This is a genomic window from Thermococcus paralvinellae (assembly GCF_000517445.1).
Taxonomy (GTDB): Archaea; Methanobacteriota_B; Thermococci; order Thermococcales; family Thermococcaceae; genus Thermococcus_B; species Thermococcus_B paralvinellae.
Window position 1 is genome coordinate 1,894,797 of sequence record NZ_CP006965.1, and the last position, 15,965, is coordinate 1,910,761.

A 15,965-nucleotide genomic window follows, 5' to 3' on the forward strand; every position below is an offset into this window, starting at 1 on the left:
TTATCCCTCACTCAAACTCTATCGTCGCAGGAGGTTTGTTTGTAATGTCGTATAAAACTCTCCCAACCTGCGGGATTTCGCTTGTAATCCTAAAAGCTATCCTCTGCAGAACTTCCCACGGAACGTTCATTGCGTTTGCAGTCATCCCATCTAAGCTCTCAACGATTCTAACAGCTATTGTCTCTTTGTAAGCCCTTATATCACCTTGAACTCCAACAGTCTTCACATTTAAGAGCACGGCAAAAGCCTGCCAAGGCTTTAGCTTAGCTTTTTCAACTTCTTCCTCTACTATGGCATTTGCCTCTCTAACGATTGCAACTTTTTCGGGAGTTACTTCACCGAGAACTCTAACAGCCAATCCTGGTCCTGGAAAAGGCATCCTATTGTAGATTTTCTCTGGCAATCCGAGTTCCTTCGCTAATTCTCTTACTTCATCTTTATAGAGATCTCTTAAAGGTTCAATTAGCTTTAGATTTAATCTCTCTGGAAGGCCCCCAACGTTGTGGTGGCTCTTAATCTCCCCTTGACTCTCAATCCAGTCTGGAGCAATTGTTCCTTGAATCAAAAACTCTGCATTGATTTCCTTTGCAACTTCTTCAAAGACGTCAATGAAAGTCTTTCCAATTATCTTTCTTTTCTCTTCAGGATCAGTTACACCTTTTAATGCCTCAAAGAATCTATCTTGGGCATCAACGTAAATTAAATTTAGGCCAAATTCATCTCTAAAGGTTTTTATGACGAATTTTGGTTCTCCTTTTCTAAGAAATCCAGTATTTACGAATACTGCATAGAGTTTATCCCCAATTGCTTTGTGAGCTAAGATGGCTGCTGTTGAGCTGTCAACTCCTCCGGATAATGCTATTATCGCCTTTCCATCTCCAACTTTCTCTCTAATCTCCTCAATCTTTTCTTCAATGAATTTTTCCCACATGAGCATCACCTTTTCTTTTGCGTGGATTTCATAAATTTATAAATTTATGCCTAGATTGAGAAAGATATAAATATTAGTTAGGCATTTTTATGTTAAATATCAGAAAAAAGTCAGTGAAAATTGGGAAACAAAAACATCATTTCTTAAGCTTCTCAAGTATCTCTAAGGCCGCCTTCCTTCCGCTCAGGAACATACCTCCGAATATTGGCCCCATTCTTGGCGCTCCAGCAACAGCATTGGCAGCCATTCCAGTGACGTATAAGCCTGGGTAAACCTCTTTGGTGTGCTCTACCGTGAGCTTCTCTCCCATCTCTGCCCACATCGCGCCCTCACCGGGAACCCTCTCTATTAAACCTCTCTTCTCAAGGAGCTGGGTTATCTGTGCCCCATGACCTGCCGAATCAATCACAAACTTAGCTTCAACCGTAAGCGGGTCAACGTGAAGGCTTGTCATTTTAACAGGCGTCCAGTTTATGACGATTCCAGCTACGCGGTTCTTCTTGATGACTAAATCCTCGACCTCTATCATGTTGAATATCTTTACTCCAGCCTTTACTGTCTTGCTCGCTATCGTTGTTGCCGCTTCAATAGCATCGGCAACATAATAACCCCTCTCAAATTCGTCATACCTTACTTCGAACTCGTCAAGTATTTCCTTAGCCTCCTCTTCTACTACTATTTTATTGAAACCCATGGCTCCACCCCATATTCCTCCGCCTGTGCTTAGCTTCTTCTCGAAGATTGCCACCTTTGCACCGCCTTTAACAAGATAATAGGCAGCAACCATTCCTGATGGACCAGCTCCAACTATAGCAACGTCGAGGTTTAAATGCTCCAAAAGCTCTCTGAAATAGGTTTCGATTATTGCCCTACTTATCACGACATCCTTCAGCATCTTCATCACCCGAAAATTTCATAAAGGTCGGCTAAAACTTAGTATTGAAATTTAAAAACCTTGTTATATGTGGTGGCGAAAATGACCCAAATGGATGAAGCTAAGCGGGGGATAATAACAGAGGAAATGAAGTTCATTGCTGAACGCGAGGGTATAAGTGCCGAAAAGCTTAGGAGAAACGTTGCCAAGGGCTACACAGTCATCTTCCGAAACATAAGACATGATTGGGTTAAGCCAGTTGCTGTCGGTGCTGGGGTTAGGGTGAAGATTAACGCCAACATAGGGACCTCAAGGGACATTATCAACGTTGAAGAGGAGATAGAGAAAGCAAGAATTGCAATTAGGTATGGAGCAGATACAATAATGGATCTATCCACTGGTGGAGATTTGGATGAAATTAGAAAGAAAATCATGAGAGCTGTAGATGTGCCAATCGGGACAGTTCCAATTTATCAAGCTGCCGAAGAAAAGTTGGCAAAAGGCAAGGCAATCATTGAGATGACCGAGGACGATATGTGGAAGGCAGTAGAAAAGCACTTCAAAGATGGTGTTGATTACGCAACAATCCACGTTGGAGTTACTAAAAAAGTTGTAGAAAAGATGAAAAGAGTTAAGAGAGTTGTTGGAATGGTCTCGAGAGGTGGCACTTTCTTAGCAGCTTGGATTCTCCATTGGGAAAAAGAGAATCCCTTCTATAAAGACTATGATTATCTCTTAGAGCTTGCTAAAGAATATGACGTAGTTTTGAGCTTAGGGGATGGTTTAAGGCCCGGTGGTTTGCCAGATGCTGGTGATGAACTTCAAATGAGCGAGCTTTTTACCTTAGGGCGCTTGGTAAGAAGGGCGAGAGAATTTGGAGTTCAAACGATGGTTGAAGGACCAGGGCATGTGCCAATAGACCAAATTCCCATGCAGATAAAGATAGCGAAGGTCGCGACGGACAACGCACCCTTCTACGTCCTTGGGCCTTTAGTTACGGACATATTTCCTGGCTACGATCACATAGCTGGAGCAATTGGGGGAGCTATAGCCGCTCTAAATGGTGCCGATTTCCTCTGTTATGTTACGCCAGCGGAGCACTTAGGATTACCAGATAAGGAGCACGTGCGCTTGGGAGTGATAGCTTCAAAGATAGCGGCGCATGCTGTTAATTTGACGCGCTTTGAGAGCGACTACAAGAAAGATTATATTATGAGCTTAGCCAGAGGCTCCCTAAACTGGGTAAAGCAGTTTGAAATGGCGATGGATAAAGAGCGCTTTGTGGAAATTAGGAAGGAGAGGCCAACCTCAACTGAAGCTTGTAGTATGTGCGGCGATTTGTGTGCAATAAAAATTATCAATGACATGCTTAGAAGAAAAGGTGAGGTTTAATGCGTTTAATTTACAAAGGGAAGACCAAGGATGTCTATGAAGACGGCGACTTTCTAATCTTTTACTTTAAGGACAGCATCTTGGGCTTTGGGAATAAAGAAGACACAGGGGGAAACGAGGTAATTGGGGAAAGAGAAGGCAAAGGAAGTATAGTTTTGAAACAAACGGAGTTTTTCTTCAAGCTGTTGGAAAAGAACGGCGTAAAGACCCACTTTGTCGAGAAAATTGACGAAAGAAGAGCGAAGTTTTTAAAAGCTGAAAAAATACCTCTCGAGGTAATCTACCGCTACAAGGCTTATGGAAGCTTCCTAAGGCGTTATGGTGAATTCGTTAAACCTCTCCAAGAGCTGAACATCGTTGAGTTTACGCTAAAAAGCGACGCTTTAGGTGATCCCCTCATTTGTGAAGAAGCCATAGAAACGCTCGGCATTGCAACTAAGGAAGAGATTGAGGTGATGAAAAAAACAACAAGAAAAGTTGCTCAAATTTTGAAAGAATTTTTCAAAAGCAGAGGTCTCGAGATAATTGACTTCAAGCTCGAGTTTGGGCGAAAAAATGGTGAACTTTTGATTATTGACGAAATAAGCGGTGATACTATGAGAGTTATGAGAGATGGGAGAGTTTTGAAGCAGGAAGAGGTTTTGGAGGTTGTTGAATGATCATCTCCACAATAGCTTCTCACTCCTCGCTCCAAATAATTCAAGGCGCAAAGAAAGAAGGCTTCAAAACCCGTTTATACGTTTCTCCAAAGAGAAAGAACTTCTACTCTTCGCTTCCATAGTCAAGATAATAACATGAGGTATGTTGGGAGAATGGTTGGCGTTGGGCTAAAGGATGGTAAGCCTTTCGCTTTCTATCGTGTTAGCTCTCGCTCTTTTCCTAATAGAACGGCAAAACTTAGAGGAGACGAAGTTGCCGTACTAAATCTAAGGGAGACAACTAATCCATATGTGAGCTACACAGCTGTGAAAATTTTCAGGGACTATGCAGTGATTAGTAATGGTTCCCACACGACATTTATTGCTCATGCTTTGGAGTGGGAAAAACCAAAAAAAGCCCTGATTCACGTTTTGGACGCTATGGATTATGAGAGAGATGTCCTAAACACGCCAAGAATTGCTGGGATAATCCAAAGAGACAAAAATGAGGCATTTTTGGGCTTCGCGGGAAAAGATGAGTTTTGGGTCAAAAGAGTTAAGCTCAATGAAGGAAAAGCATTCTTTACGGCAACTTACAACGTTGAAGGTATTGAAACGCTTAGCTTGGACTTTAAAGATGAAAATGACTTAGCTGAAAGGGTTGTTTTGGAATTAAAATTTGCTCACCCAGTTTTGGCAATTGGAGTTGTTGATTTTGGAGATAAATTTAAAATAGGAATAAGAGGAGTGAAAAACCTCTAAGGCATCTTCTTTAGTTTTTTCTTTAAATTCGCCATCTCTAGAGTCGCTAAAGCGTATTCAAAGCCTTTATTTGATTTTATTCCAGCCCTGTCCAGCCCTTGAATTTCGTCATCAACGGTTATGACACCAAATATCACAGGAGTTTCGTATGTTAAGTTTATATGAGCTACTCCTTTAGCAACTTCATTGGCAACGAGTTCAAAGTGGTATGTTTCGCCCTTAACAACGGCTCCTAAGGCTAAAATTGCGTCGTAGTTTCCCTTTTTCGCTAATTCTTTTGCGATAAATGGAATTTCAAAAGCTCCGGGAACTTTGAAGATGTCTATGTCCTCAACCCCATGTCGCTTAAAACAGTCTAATGCACTATCTAAAAGCTCCTTAGTAAGCAAATCGTTAAATCTACTTACAACTATCCCTATTTTCAAGCCTTCACCTTTATATTCCCCTTCGTAAATCATTCTTCCCCCTCCAAAAGAGGTTTTAAATTGTGTCCAAGCTTGAGCATCTTAGCTTCTAAATATGGTTTGTTAACCTCATTAACTTCTCCAAAAATCGGAATAACTTCAACAACCTCTATCCCAAACTCTTCTAAAGCTCTAACCTTCCTTGGATTGTTCGTCAAAAGCTTAACTTTTGAGACTCCTAAAGCTTTGAGCATTTGGTAAGCAACACTGAAATCCCTCTCATCTTCATTAAAGCCTAGTATTTTATTCGCTTCAACGGTGTCAAAGCCTTTATCTTGAAGTTCATAGGCTTTGATCTTGTTTTTTAATCCGATTCCTCTTCCTTCCTGCCTTAAATAAAGTAAAATTCCACCCTCCTGGGCAATCATCTTTAATGCATTAGCTAATTGACTTCCACAGTCGCACTTTAGAGAAGCCAAGGTATCGCCTGTTAAGCACTCCGAGTGTATTCTAACCAAAGGAACGTCGTAAGGCTCTTTTATTATGGCTATATGATCTTTAAAGTCAAGTTGGTTCTCAAAGGCGACTATCTTAAAGGTTCCGTATTTACTAGGTAGATTTGCTTCAGCAAAAACTCTAACGAAGCTCTTTCTCTTCACAACTTCTTTAAGCACTTCTTTAATTGTGATCATTGGTAAATCATGCTTCTCTGCAAAGTTTCTTATAAATTCAAAGTTGTGAGAATTTCCTTCTTCATCTAAGAGCTCGATTATTAGGGCATATCTCTTAAACCCGAGCATTTCCATAAGCTCAAGGGAAGCTTCCGTGTGTCCCTTTCTTTTATTTATGCCAACTCCCCCTAAAAGGTGCAGATGACCTGGATAGCGAAAGTGCTCAATGCTTAGTCCTTCGGCAATCTTTTTAGCAGTTAAAGCCCTCTCTTCGGAACTTATGCCCGTAAACGTTTCTTTATAATCAACGCTTATTAAAAAGTTCGTCTCGTTGTCTTTTGAGGGAAGCTTAAAGAAGCCTCTCCTTAAAGCTTCTTCTTCATCCATAGCCAGACAGAGCATCCCTTTAGCTTGGAGCATGAAGTTTAATGTTTGGGGAGTTATTATTTCAGCGGGATAAACTAAATCCGCTTCAACTTCTCTATCTTCGTCAATTAAAACTATTGGTTTACCCTCAAGAAGGCTTTTCCTAAGCTTTTCCAAGTCCATATCTATCACCCAAAATACCCTTCAAATATCTCGCAACAATATCTATCTCGTAGTTTACTTCCTCTCCAACCTTTAGGAACTTCAAGTTGGTGTTTTCCCAAGTGTAGGGGATTACCTGAACCCAGAATTGGTTCTTCTCAACTCTAGCAATCGTTAGGCTTATCCCATTCAGGGCTATGCTTCCCTTTTCCACTATGCCAAACCTTTCCTTAGGCATTTCAAAGGCTAGCCAGTAAGTATTTCCTCTCTTTAGAACTCTCCTCAGCTTTAGAGTTCCATCGACATGTCCAGTAACCAAATGTCCGTCAATTCTATCTCCAAACTTTAGGGTTCTTTCAAGGTTAACGAGCTTTGCTTTCGCTAAGTTAGTCCTCTTTAGCGTTTCCTCACCAACGTCGAAGACTATTTGATGCCCAATTTCACTCACCGTTAAGCATGCTCCATTAACAGCAACGCTGTCTCCTAAATTCACATCTAGAACATTCTCCACGTAGAGCTTTCCCCTTGAGTAGCGTGCCTTTGCAACCTTCTCTATTATCCCTGAGAACATGGCCTTGCCTCCACGTAAAAGCTGTCCCCAAAGCTTTCAAACTTGAGAAACTCGACTTTAAAGGCATCATTAACATTATCAACGTTTAAGCACTCAAATGGGGAAATTCCTTTTCCAAAGAGCTTGTTCCCATAAAATAAATGTATCTTATCTGCAAAGGGCAAGAACTGGCATGCTATTCTTCCCCCCTCAATTAAAACGCTGTCTATTCCTTTTTCGCCAAGGATTTTTAGTATTTTCTCAGGATTCGTTTCCCTAATGACTTCTGCATTATCCCACTCTTTTTCGCTCTCAGTGAAGACTATAACCCTTCCATCCTTAAAGGCCCTAAAATTTCCATTAGCAGTTAGTCCATGTCTATCGAGAATTACTTTCACCTTTTTACTGCATCCTTCTATTCTGCAAGTCAACCTTGGATTGTCTTTGAGGATTGTATTAGCTCCAACCATTATTGTCATATACTTTTTCCTAAGCTCTTGCACTTTTTTCCTTGCTTTTTCGCCGGTAATCCATTTTGAAGAGAAGTTTCTTGTTGCTATGAAACCATCCAAGGTCAAAGCAAGCTTTATTGCTACAAAAGGCATTTTCGTGGTTATGTACTTAAGAAACACTTCATTCAGCTTTCTTGCATCATCTTCAAGAACACCAACTTTAACCTCAATGCCAGCTTTTTCAAGGTTTTCAATGCCTCTTCCATTAACTAAGGGGTTAGGATCTTTCATTGCTATTACAACTCTTGAGAAGCCCTCTTCTATTATTCTATCAACACAAGGCGGTTGCTTTCCCCAGTGAGAACAGGGCTCTAAAGTGACATACATTGTTGCTCCTTTGAGAGAATAACCTTTGCTCTTTGCGTCTTCTATGGCGTTAACCTCTGCATGTTTCCCTCCAAAGTATTGATGGTAGCCCTTACCGATTATTTTGCCATCTTTGACTATAACAGCACCAACCATTGGGTTTGGGTTCACTCTTCCCTCGCCTTTTTTGGCTAACTCCAAAGCTAAGCTCATGAAGTATTCATCATTCATAACCATCGGTAATTCAATAGATGTTCCAAATTTAAAAAATTTTGTTCTAAAAATGGAACATATCTAAAACAAAAATAAGGGCAAAATTTAATCTCTCACAATCTCCAATCTCACATCAAAGTTTTTCCACCGTATGTAAGGGCTCCAAGACTTATAACGTTGATATCGAGCTTTGCATAATCTTGAATATTCTCCTGTGTTATCCCACCGCTCACTTCGATTTTTACTTCCTATCTTAAACCTTCAAGCTTTAGAGCCTTGAGTGTTTTTTGACTTTTCTGAACCATGTCTCCCTAAACAGATGTTTGAAGATTTTCATAGTCAGATTTGAAGAAGACCTTGAAAAGCTCAAGAAAATTTTTCAAAGACTTTGCAGTCATTGGAGAAGGGAAGGAAAATGGTTTTTAAGGAAAACGGAATAGAAACCATAAGAATAAGTTTAAAAGAGGCAGACGAATTTTACAATTCACTTCCGAAGCTTTTATGTGAGTGATTTTCTTTTTATTTCCCAACTGGGTAGTTCGGTGCTTCATTTGTTATGAAGATGTCATGTGGATGGCTTTCCTTAAGTCCAGCTTGCGTAATGATTACGAATTCTCCTTTTTCTTTCAGCTCCTGAATGTTTTTCGCTCCAACGTAGCCCATTCCTGCCTTTAAGCCGCCAACTAGTTGGTATAGGACTTCGCTGACACTACCCTTGTAAGGAACAACTCCTTCAACGCCCTCCGGAACGAACTTTCTTGTCTTCATATAGCCGCCTTGGTAGTATCTTTCTGCCCCTCCTTTCATCATTGCTCCTAGAGAGCCCATTCCTCTGTACTGCTTGTATTTCCTTCCGTTTATAGTGACCTCTTTACCCGGTGCCTCCTTTGTTCCAGCTAAGAGGTTCCCGAGCATTACAGCATCAGCTCCGGCTGCAATGGCTTTCACGATATCTCCACTGTACTTTATTCCTCCGTCTGCAATGACCTTAATTCCGTATTCTTCTGCTCTGTCTGCAACCATTGCTATTGCCGTTATCTGCGGAACACCAACTCCAGCTACAACCCTAGTTGTGCATATACTTCCAGGCCCTATTCCAACTTTAACGGCATCTGCAAAGGTTAAATCGTCAACTGCCTTTGGATTTGCAATGTTTCCAACTATTAAGTCAGCATCAACTTTGGCTCTTATTTCTTTCATGGACTTAATTGCCTTAAGGTTGTGGGCATGAGCGGTGTCAATAACTATGACATCGACACCTGCTTTGTCTAATGCCAAAGCTCTCTTCAAATCAAAAGGTCCAACTGCTGCAGCGACTATTAAGTCCCCGTTTTTATCTCTTACTGCATTCTTGAACTTCTTCCTCAAAACTAAATCACTCATAGTTATCAGTCCTATCAGTTTGCCATCACTATCCACAACAGGCAGTCTGTCTATCTTGTTTTCTACCATTATTTTCATGGCTTCTTCAACACTCACGTCTTCGCTTACTGTTATGACTTCCTTTGTCATGATGTCCTTCACTTTCTGTCCTTCTTTCGTTGCAATGTCCTTCTTTGAGAGAATTCCGATAACTTTATCCCCTTCAATCACGGGCAAACCGTCAATTCCTTCCCTCTCCATCAAGAAAAGTGCATAATCAACTGTTTCCTCTGGGCTTATGGTTATGACGTCCTCTATGATAAGGCGCTCTGCTCTCTTGACTTTTTTTACCATCTCAACTTGCTTTTCTATGCTCATGTTTCTGTGAATAACACCTAAGCCTCCTTCCCTTGCCATTGCTATTGCCATCTCCCACTCTGTAACGGTATCCATAGCTGCGCTCAGAATTGGGATATTGAGCTTTATGTTTGGCGTTATTTGAGTAGAAACGTCAATGTCTTTAGGTTCAACCTCTGTTGCCTGGGGAGTCAAAAGAACATCATCAAAAGTGTAGCCTTTAATTGAATTAACAAGTTTTTGTTTAAATTTTCCCATTATTTCTCATCCCCCCTGTCTTTTTTAACATAAACCTGGCAAGGGGTTTTTAAGATTTTTGTCTACAAATTATATACTCTATGAAATTTCCAAGAGAATGGATAATTTATGAAAAATAAATCAACTGTCTGAGTTTCAACGCAAAGCGATTTTTAGTGGCAGTTTTTTAACATAATTGATATTTTCCGAATGTTTTTGCACAGTTTGCCAACTTTACAAACGTAAAGCTTATAAACCCAAGGCAATGCCTAGGAATGAACACTCTCTCGAGGTGAGGAGAATGAACAAGACAAAAATGATACTTGCCCACATAGCACCAATTGCAATCGTCTTAGTCCTGCTGGCACTCATATGAAAATCCGACAATCACGCTCATAATTCATTTCCAAAATTTTGTCTTTTCTCTTTCTATTCTCTCATGCATTGAATATATGACAACTAATTTGGCAAAAAATATAATAAACAACTGGCTTATCCTTTAGCGGTGGTTTCCATGGTAAGGGGGGAGTACGAAACCAATTAGAAAGGAAATTAAAAAGGTCTATTCTGAAGTAGAGCTTCTAGGGGAAATTTTAAGAGAAGGAATTTATTGGGCTTTTATGGGCCGTCCGTTTGAGGTGCTGCCGTTTTTGAGGGGCAAGCTTTTAAGTGAAGCAGCAAAGCTAAACGGTGCAAGTGAAGATGCAAGAGTTGAAATTGAGATGCTTTTGAAAGAACTCGAAGAACTTTATAAGAAAATCAGCATGTCAGAAAAAGTCAGCGAGGAACAGATAAAGGAAATTCTAGCATACAGGGAGAAACTCGTTAAGGTCGTGTATGGTTGAGGTAGGTTTATAACCTCCTCTCTTCTATTATTCTTGGGATGATGACGGAGATTTCGCCCGATGGATGAGGATACTCGCATGGGCTGACCAATTTCCATACAAGTTTTTTCTTTCTTGGAATTTGAATAAGTTTGTGCATCTTTTAGAATTGCCTCTTTAATAATGTTCTCCCTTTCTAACGTGTAGTTTAAGCTTCGTTTTCTTATTTTTGCGCTCCCAAAAAATACGCCAAATTAAGAGAAATACATCACAAGTGGCCTTTTTTAGAAGGATGTACAAACCTTGATCAAACTTAGTGAAGGCGGAGTTTGTTAGAGAAAGGTTTATAAATCATCCCCATGAACAGCCTAAGGAACTTCACGATAATGGGAATTAAAAACCCCGCTTCTTGGAGGTGTTAGGAATGGAGGCTGTCAAGATACCCGTATGTACATCATGTGGAAAGGAGATAACTCCAAGGGAGCACGCGACACACTTCATCTGTCCCAACTGTGGGGAAGAGATAATCTGGAGATGTGAAAGCTGCCGCGTATTGGGGACAACGTACAAGTGCCCCAAGTGCGGATGGGAAGGACCATAAAGAGGTGATTTAAATGAGTGATTTCAACATTGTTGGTGTTATTAAAGTTATGCCCACAAGCCCAGAGGTTGATCTGGACAAGCTTGAGGAAAACATAAAGAAGGCAATCCCAGAGAAGTACGGCTTTGTTAAGATCGAGAGAGAGCCAATAGCATTCGGTTTGGTTGCTCTCAAGGTTTACGTCCTTGCCAAGGACGAGGAAGGTTACTCCCTTGACGAAGTTGCTGAGGCATTTAGAAAGGTTGAAGATGTTGAGAGCGCTGAGGTAGAAAGCGTTTCAAGAATCTGAGCTTTTCTTTACTCTTTTTGTGGATGTAGCATAACCTTGTAAACTGTTTTAAGTTTATTTGTTAATTAATTACAAACTTAGCTCTTTTTAGTTTTTTTAAAATGCTGAAGGTGAATTTTGAACTGAACGATAAACAAGCTGGGATAATCCTATTTACCATCCATTCGTTTGGATTTATAAACAAGAAGGAAGAAATTGAGGGAATTGGAGTTGTTGTGAATTAATTAAGTTTGAAACTTTAAAGGGATAACAGCCCTAATTTAGGCTTCTTTAGCTCATCAATGAACTCTCTGAGTTCTTCTGGAACCCTATTGTAAACCTCCTCAAATTTGTTCTCTTCACCAAGTTTAAACTTTGCAAGCTCTCTCAAAGCTTCAAAGAAAGCCTTATACTCCTCATCCTCTTCAAAGGCATTCACGAACACATCCAATGTGTCTTTAAGCTCTTTGTAAAGGCCTTCATCAAAGAGGCTCTTTATGAAATCAGTGACTGTTTCAAAAGTGTATTCGAAAAGCTCCTCATCTTCTTGGGCTTTTAGGAGGGCTTTGCTCAAAGATTTAAATGCACTCTTGTAATCGTCTCTGCTTGAGTAAATCTCTGCTTCAACGAGCCTTGCATTCACTTCAATCTCTTTATCCCTCGGACTCTTGAGGACTTCTCTTATAAATTCCTCAGCTTTCTCATCTTCTCCTTTCTCATAGTAGAAGTGAGCCAAATCAATTAGACTTATTAGGTAGTTCCTCTCATCTCCTAGTTCTTCAAACAGTTCTCTTGCTCTGTCCATAAGCTCAATTGCCTTATCTAAATCGCCGAGCTCTTCGTAGTTTATTGCTATGTGTGCCAAGGTTAGAGCTTCTTCTTTTTTGTCCCTTCTTCCTCTTTCCAGTTCTAGTAATTGTTCATAGACTTCTATCGCTTTATCAGGCATGCCGAAGTGCTCATAAGCATCTGCCAGATAATACAGTGCTTCACTGTACTTTTCTTCATCGCTCTTGTAATTCTCAGCCAACTTTTTATAGAGTTCAATGCCTTTTTCAATTTCATCAAGGTGTGCATAGATGTGTGCAATCTCATGGGCGAGTTCATAGGCTGATTCGCCTTCGCATTCTAAAACTAAATTCTCAAGTTTTTTGAGCAGTTCTCTAAGCTCGTCCTCTTTTTCAATTCCCTCAAGGTAATCGTCAAGATACTCAAGGACTACTTCGCAGTCCTTCCTTTCTAGGGCCTTTTCAAACTCCTTCACCTTTCTCACCAAAGAAAAGTTTATTTTCATAGGGTTAAAAATGTATGGTAAAATAAGGTAGATTTGTTGCTCTTTTTCTTCTCATTTAGAGGAATTAGCATGTTCGATGATGGCTTCTAAGGAATTGGAAGATAAAGTTGAGCTGAAGTTTATCGAAATGTTGAAGTTTAAGGGGAGAATAATTTCTGTTATTTGAACTTTGTGGGTCAAACTTCTTTTTGAGGGATCACTAAAAGGAGGGGGTTTCGAGGTCAATCCATTTGAAATAATGTCTCTCTTATCGACAATAAATTATAAAAAGAATTTGTTGTAATGACAAAATTCTTGAAATCTGAATTACAATAAAAATTCATGATAAAATATATCCTGTCATTTTCCCAATTATATGCTAATTCTTATGTTGTTTTCTACTGACTAACCTAAAAATGTATTGTCAACTAATCATTGTAGTAATCAGCAATTATTATTAACACCCGGAAAGCTCTCCCAATATTGGATAAAATATCCAAATTGGGTGATAAGGATGTCCGAAAACATGGGAGTTTCATTAGGAAGGGAAGCTATAGAGGAATATGCAAGCTGGAACAGTTTAGATGTTCTTGAGAATGCGAACCGCTATCCAGGTCCTACTGGCTTTTTTGCTTACATAATGGAGGAAGCCCTAAAGGAACATCTCGTGCTCATACCTAAGGAAGGTCGAGAAGCCCATTTTAACGGAGATATCTACATCCACAAGCTTCCCTACAGTCTTTACATACCGTACTGCACTGGACACAGCACAGCGAGGCTCCTTGAGACAGGATTGAGAACACCTACAGTAATCTCAAGACCCGCCAAGCACTTTGACACCTATGTTGAGCATATAGCCAACTATCTCATAACGATGCAGCACTACTTTAGCGGCGCTCAAGCATTATCGAGCGTTGAGTGGTATGCTGGACCATTCATCAGAAAAGATAGACTGGACGACAAAAAGATTCAGCAGCACATTCAAAGACTTGTCTTCAACCTGAACTATCCGAGCAGAATAGGGCTACAAACCTCATTCACCAATTTTACAGTAATGCTGGACGCTCCGAAAAGAATGCTCGCAGAAGACTATGCAATTTATGACGGCAAAGAAATTGCACCACTTGGAGAATACGAAAAAGAAGCAAAGAGATTTGTAATTGCTCTTACAAACGTCCTTAAAGAAGGAGACGCAATAGGACAACCATTTACATTCCCAATTCCAACACTTATGACAACTGCAAGGATGCTTTGGGAAGATCCAGAAGTGTTTGAGGCAGTGTTTACAACAGCAGCCAAGAGAGGAAGCTTTTACTGGCTTAATACTAACGTTGTTGATCCCGATGCAAGCTATGCCATGTGCTGCAGGCTTGCAATTAACAAAACAGAGATGCAGTTTACATTTAGCGGCTTTGGCCTGAGAAAGGCCGAGGACTCATTTGTCGAAGAGATGGAAAAGAGAAGATTTGGTGGCTTATGGGCAATGCCCGACATAACAGGCTCCATAAACGTCACTACTGTCAACCTTCCTAGACTTGCACTAAAGGCTAAAGGAGACGACGACAAGTTTTGGGAAGAGTATGAAAAAACTCTCGAAATAGTAAGATTCACAACAGATTGGTTCAGAGAAAGATACATCAGACTAATAACAACTTACAAGGCGATGTACAGAATGATTCACATTTATCTAGAAGGATTCCCCAAGAGCCATTTCAACACAATCGGAATCCTCGGCTTGCCAGAAGCAACTGCTATTTACCTGAACGAACCCAAACTCTGGACTGAAGGAAGCAGAAAAGACTGGAAGAAGGCAGCAGAGCTTATGAAGAAGATGGTCGAGTTTGCAACAGCTAAAGCGAGAGAGTGGATGCGTGAGAGTGGAGTTCCATGGAACGTTGAGGAAGTTCCAGGAGAAAGCGCTGCAGCGAAGCTTGCAATAAAAGACTTTAGAGAGTTTCCAGAGCTCAGAGATTATCTCAGTGATGTTAACAATCCAATTTACTCAACGAGCATAGCTCCCTACTATGGTGCACTTGAGCTTGCTGATAGAATCATGGTGGAGGAGAAGGTTCAGAGGAGCTTTACTGGTGGAGTCATGATGCACATCTTCCTTGGAGAAGAGCCGGATCCAGAGGCTTTAGCGAAGCTGACAAAGAGGCTTATGAAAACAAACCTCGTCTATTGGAGCTATACTCCAGCCATTACAGTCTGCAACACTTGCGGTCACTCGACAACAGGCTTGCACACCCATTGTCTAAAGTGTGGAAGCGAGGACGTCGAGATATGGAGTAGGATTATTGGCTATTACAGGCCTTTAAAGAACTGGAACCCCTTCAGGAAAAAGGAGTTCTGGACGAGAAGACACTATAGAGAATAGCCCCTTTTCTATTTTTAGTTATCTCGGGGAGGTGATCCAATGCTCATAAGTGGCTGGAAATCAATTAGCATGGTTGACGTTCACGGAAAAGTAACCTTTACTCTCTGGCTCTGCGGCTGCAACCTCAAATGTCCTTTTTGCCACAACTGGAGAGTCGCGGAGAGTAAAGAATGCTTTCCTCTCGATAAAAAGGCGTTGCTTGAAGAGGTTGAAACTTCTTCCTTTCTGATAGACTACTTTCATGTTACTGGTGGAGAACCTTTAATACAGTGGAAAGAGCTTGGAGGTCTGTTTGCTCAGGTTAAACTGCTTGATATTCCTATAAGTTTGAATTCCAATCTGACGATAATCAAACCTCTTGAAAGACTTGTCAAAGCCGAACTTATTGATCATATAGCAACCGATCTAAAAGCTCCTCCTACTAAGCTCTATGGTCTTCCGGAGAATGTGAGTATTAAGCTCTGGAAGCTGTTCCTCAAGGGACTTGATGTAGTTTCACAGTATTCTCTGCCTCTTGAACTCAGAATTCCTGTTGCTAAAGGCTTCGAAGCTTGGAACTGGATTGAGGAGGGACTCAGTCATATCAGCACTGATTTTTACGTTGTCCTCAATCCTCTGGTTGGAAAGCCCCTTACATATCCGAGAGACGAAGAGTGGTGCTCAAAGCATTGCTGGCCAAGGAAAGAGGTTGATAATCTTAAGAAAAGACTTGAAGAGCTTGGCATTGAGGTTTATGTGAACAGCTGGAGTTCTCAATAATTAGTGCTAGTCCAAAGGAACCTATAGGTGGAATTTAATAAAATAAAAAGAACTCCTGAACTTGATGAAGTCCTTAAAAAAGTAAAGAAGAGTTGTCTAAGGCTCTTCGAGACAGTAGAGAAAGGA

General features: G+C 40.6%; 17 protein-coding genes and 2 pseudogenes. 10 read left to right on the forward strand and 9 right to left on the reverse strand.

The features are described from left to right. Positions 1–7: 7 nt before the first annotated feature. Together guaA and TES1_RS10380 are read right to left on the reverse strand one after the other, a co-directional pair. Positions 8–931, reverse strand: coding sequence for a glutamine-hydrolyzing GMP synthase (gene guaA, locus TES1_RS10375; protein ID WP_042682518.1), 924 nt, complete (start codon positions 929–931; stop codon positions 8–10). Between the two features lie 136 nt (positions 932–1,067). Continuing rightward, the gene (locus TES1_RS10380; RefSeq protein WP_042682519.1) at positions 1,068–1,826 is read right to left on the reverse strand and encodes a sulfide-dependent adenosine diphosphate thiazole synthase; all 759 of its coding nucleotides are present in this window, start codon (positions 1,824–1,826) and stop codon (positions 1,068–1,070) included. 81 nt (positions 1,827–1,907) lie between these two features. On the opposite strand from TES1_RS10380, the gene thiC reads away from it, so the two are divergent. The 4 genes and pseudogenes from thiC to TES1_RS10395 all read left to right on the forward strand — a co-directional run bounded on the left by thiC (position 1,908) and on the right by TES1_RS10395 (position 4,597). Then, positions 1,908–3,197, forward strand: a complete 1,290-nt coding sequence (gene thiC / locus TES1_RS10385) for a phosphomethylpyrimidine synthase ThiC (RefSeq protein WP_042682522.1) — start codon at positions 1,908–1,910, stop codon at positions 3,195–3,197. After that, positions 3,197–3,856, forward strand: a complete 660-nt coding sequence (locus TES1_RS10390; RefSeq protein ID WP_042682523.1) for a phosphoribosylaminoimidazolesuccinocarboxamide synthase — start codon at positions 3,197–3,199, stop codon at positions 3,854–3,856. Before thiC ends, TES1_RS10390 begins: the two co-directional genes overlap by 1 nt. Continuing rightward, a pseudogene (locus tag TES1_RS10885) lies at positions 3,853–3,975 on the forward strand (DUF1246 domain-containing protein); the annotation flags it as partial. The gene TES1_RS10390 and the pseudogene TES1_RS10885, both read left to right, overlap by 4 nt. A 16-nt stretch (positions 3,976–3,991) precedes the next feature. Then, positions 3,992–4,597 (forward strand): IMP cyclohydrolase, encoded by a 606-nt coding sequence (locus TES1_RS10395; protein ID WP_042682524.1) that lies wholly within the window; start codon positions 3,992–3,994, stop codon positions 4,595–4,597. On the opposite strand, the gene ribH is transcribed toward TES1_RS10395, so the two are convergent. The 6 genes and pseudogenes from ribH to guaB all read right to left on the reverse strand — a co-directional run bounded on the left by ribH (position 4,594) and on the right by guaB (position 9,758). Next, a complete protein-coding gene (gene ribH / locus TES1_RS10400; RefSeq protein ID WP_042682526.1) occupies positions 4,594–5,055 on the reverse strand; it encodes a 6,7-dimethyl-8-ribityllumazine synthase in 462 nt (153 codons plus the stop codon). The genes TES1_RS10395 and ribH overlap by 4 nt on opposite strands. Continuing rightward, positions 5,052–6,221 (reverse strand): bifunctional 3,4-dihydroxy-2-butanone-4-phosphate synthase/GTP cyclohydrolase II, encoded by a 1,170-nt coding sequence (locus TES1_RS10405; protein ID WP_042682527.1) that lies wholly within the window; start codon positions 6,219–6,221, stop codon positions 5,052–5,054. The genes ribH and TES1_RS10405 overlap by 4 nt, the downstream gene beginning before the upstream one ends. After that, the gene (locus TES1_RS10410; RefSeq protein WP_042682529.1) at positions 6,202–6,771 is read right to left on the reverse strand and encodes a riboflavin synthase; all 570 of its coding nucleotides are present in this window, start codon (positions 6,769–6,771) and stop codon (positions 6,202–6,204) included. Before TES1_RS10410 ends, TES1_RS10405 begins: the two co-directional genes overlap by 20 nt. Then, the gene (gene ribD, locus TES1_RS10415; protein WP_042682530.1) at positions 6,756–7,799 is read right to left on the reverse strand and encodes a bifunctional diaminohydroxyphosphoribosylaminopyrimidine deaminase/5-amino-6-(5-phosphoribosylamino)uracil reductase RibD; all 1,044 of its coding nucleotides are present in this window, start codon (positions 7,797–7,799) and stop codon (positions 6,756–6,758) included. Before ribD ends, TES1_RS10410 begins: the two co-directional genes overlap by 16 nt. Positions 7,800–7,886: 87 nt before the next feature. After that, positions 7,887–8,068 (reverse strand): annotated as a pseudogene (locus tag TES1_RS10855) (carboxylating nicotinate-nucleotide diphosphorylase); the annotation flags it as partial. A gap of 232 nt (positions 8,069–8,300) precedes the next feature. Beyond that, positions 8,301–9,758, reverse strand: coding sequence for an IMP dehydrogenase (guaB, locus tag TES1_RS10420; RefSeq protein ID WP_042682531.1), 1,458 nt, complete (start codon positions 9,756–9,758; stop codon positions 8,301–8,303). A 599-nt stretch (positions 9,759–10,357) separates the two neighbouring features. On the opposite strand from guaB, the gene TES1_RS10425 reads away from it, so the two are divergent. The 4 genes from TES1_RS10425 (at position 10,358) to TES1_RS11205 (ending at position 11,675) form a co-directional block, all read left to right on the forward strand. After that, positions 10,358–10,582 (forward strand): hypothetical protein, encoded by a 225-nt coding sequence (locus tag TES1_RS10425; RefSeq protein ID WP_051408227.1) that lies wholly within the window; start codon positions 10,358–10,360, stop codon positions 10,580–10,582. Positions 10,583–10,985: 403 nt separating this feature from the next. Beyond that, positions 10,986–11,162: a zinc finger domain-containing protein gene (locus TES1_RS10860; protein ID WP_084340048.1), complete on the forward strand. Its 177-nt coding sequence runs from the start codon at positions 10,986–10,988 to the stop codon at positions 11,160–11,162. 13 nt (positions 11,163–11,175) lie between these two features. After that, positions 11,176–11,451, forward strand: coding sequence for an elongation factor 1-beta (locus TES1_RS10430; RefSeq protein WP_042682533.1), 276 nt, complete (start codon positions 11,176–11,178; stop codon positions 11,449–11,451). Positions 11,452–11,552: 101 nt separating this feature from the next. Then, positions 11,553–11,675: a hypothetical protein gene (locus TES1_RS11205; protein WP_265100803.1), complete on the forward strand. Its 123-nt coding sequence runs from the start codon at positions 11,553–11,555 to the stop codon at positions 11,673–11,675. A 14-nt stretch (positions 11,676–11,689) separates the two neighbouring features. Here the strand turns inward: TES1_RS11205 and TES1_RS10435 are convergent, their stop codons facing one another. Beyond that, complete coding sequence (locus TES1_RS10435) at positions 11,690–12,703, reverse strand: tetratricopeptide repeat protein (protein WP_173391306.1); 1,014 nt, start codon at positions 12,701–12,703, stop codon at positions 11,690–11,692. Positions 12,704–13,217: 514 nt separating this feature from the next. Here TES1_RS10435 and TES1_RS10440 point away from each other — a divergent pair. After that, positions 13,218–15,080, forward strand: a complete 1,863-nt coding sequence (locus TES1_RS10440; RefSeq protein WP_042682536.1) for an anaerobic ribonucleoside triphosphate reductase — start codon at positions 13,218–13,220, stop codon at positions 15,078–15,080. A 39-nt stretch (positions 15,081–15,119) separates the two neighbouring features. Then, complete coding sequence (locus TES1_RS10445) at positions 15,120–15,839, forward strand: anaerobic ribonucleoside-triphosphate reductase activating protein (RefSeq protein WP_042682538.1); 720 nt, start codon at positions 15,120–15,122, stop codon at positions 15,837–15,839. The last annotated feature ends 126 nt before the right edge of the window (positions 15,840–15,965 follow it).

What these genes read in the sequence shown, in the direction of transcription:
- guaA (WP_042682518.1), bottom strand. Translation starts at nt 931, where the DNA reads ATGTGGGAAAAATTCATTGAAGAAAAGATTGAGGAGATTAGAGAGAAA.
- TES1_RS10380 (WP_042682519.1), bottom strand. Translation starts at nt 1,826, where the DNA reads ATGCTGAAGGATGTCGTGATAAGTAGGGCAATAATCGAAACCTATTTC.
- thiC (WP_042682522.1), top strand. Translation starts at nt 1,908, where the DNA reads ATGACCCAAATGGATGAAGCTAAGCGGGGGATAATAACAGAGGAAATG.
- TES1_RS10390 (WP_042682523.1), top strand. Translation starts at nt 3,197, where the DNA reads ATGCGTTTAATTTACAAAGGGAAGACCAAGGATGTCTATGAAGACGGC.
- TES1_RS10395 (WP_042682524.1), top strand. Translation starts at nt 3,992, where the DNA reads ATGAGGTATGTTGGGAGAATGGTTGGCGTTGGGCTAAAGGATGGTAAG.
- ribH (WP_042682526.1), bottom strand. Translation starts at nt 5,055, where the DNA reads ATGATTTACGAAGGGGAATATAAAGGTGAAGGCTTGAAAATAGGGATA.
- TES1_RS10405 (WP_042682527.1), bottom strand. Translation starts at nt 6,221, where the DNA reads ATGGACTTGGAAAAGCTTAGGAAAAGCCTTCTTGAGGGTAAACCAATA.
- TES1_RS10410 (WP_042682529.1), bottom strand. Translation starts at nt 6,771, where the DNA reads ATGTTCTCAGGGATAATAGAGAAGGTTGCAAAGGCACGCTACTCAAGG.
- ribD (WP_042682530.1), bottom strand. Translation starts at nt 7,799, where the DNA reads ATGAATGATGAATACTTCATGAGCTTAGCTTTGGAGTTAGCCAAAAAA.
- guaB (WP_042682531.1), bottom strand. Translation starts at nt 9,758, where the DNA reads ATGGGAAAATTTAAACAAAAACTTGTTAATTCAATTAAAGGCTACACT.
- TES1_RS10425 (WP_051408227.1), top strand. Translation starts at nt 10,358, where the DNA reads ATGGGCCGTCCGTTTGAGGTGCTGCCGTTTTTGAGGGGCAAGCTTTTA.
- TES1_RS10860 (WP_084340048.1), top strand. Translation starts at nt 10,986, where the DNA reads ATGGAGGCTGTCAAGATACCCGTATGTACATCATGTGGAAAGGAGATA.
- TES1_RS10430 (WP_042682533.1), top strand. Translation starts at nt 11,176, where the DNA reads ATGAGTGATTTCAACATTGTTGGTGTTATTAAAGTTATGCCCACAAGC.
- TES1_RS11205 (WP_265100803.1), top strand. Translation starts at nt 11,553, where the DNA reads ATGCTGAAGGTGAATTTTGAACTGAACGATAAACAAGCTGGGATAATC.
- TES1_RS10440 (WP_042682536.1), top strand. Translation starts at nt 13,218, where the DNA reads ATGTCCGAAAACATGGGAGTTTCATTAGGAAGGGAAGCTATAGAGGAA.
- TES1_RS10445 (WP_042682538.1), top strand. Translation starts at nt 15,120, where the DNA reads ATGCTCATAAGTGGCTGGAAATCAATTAGCATGGTTGACGTTCACGGA.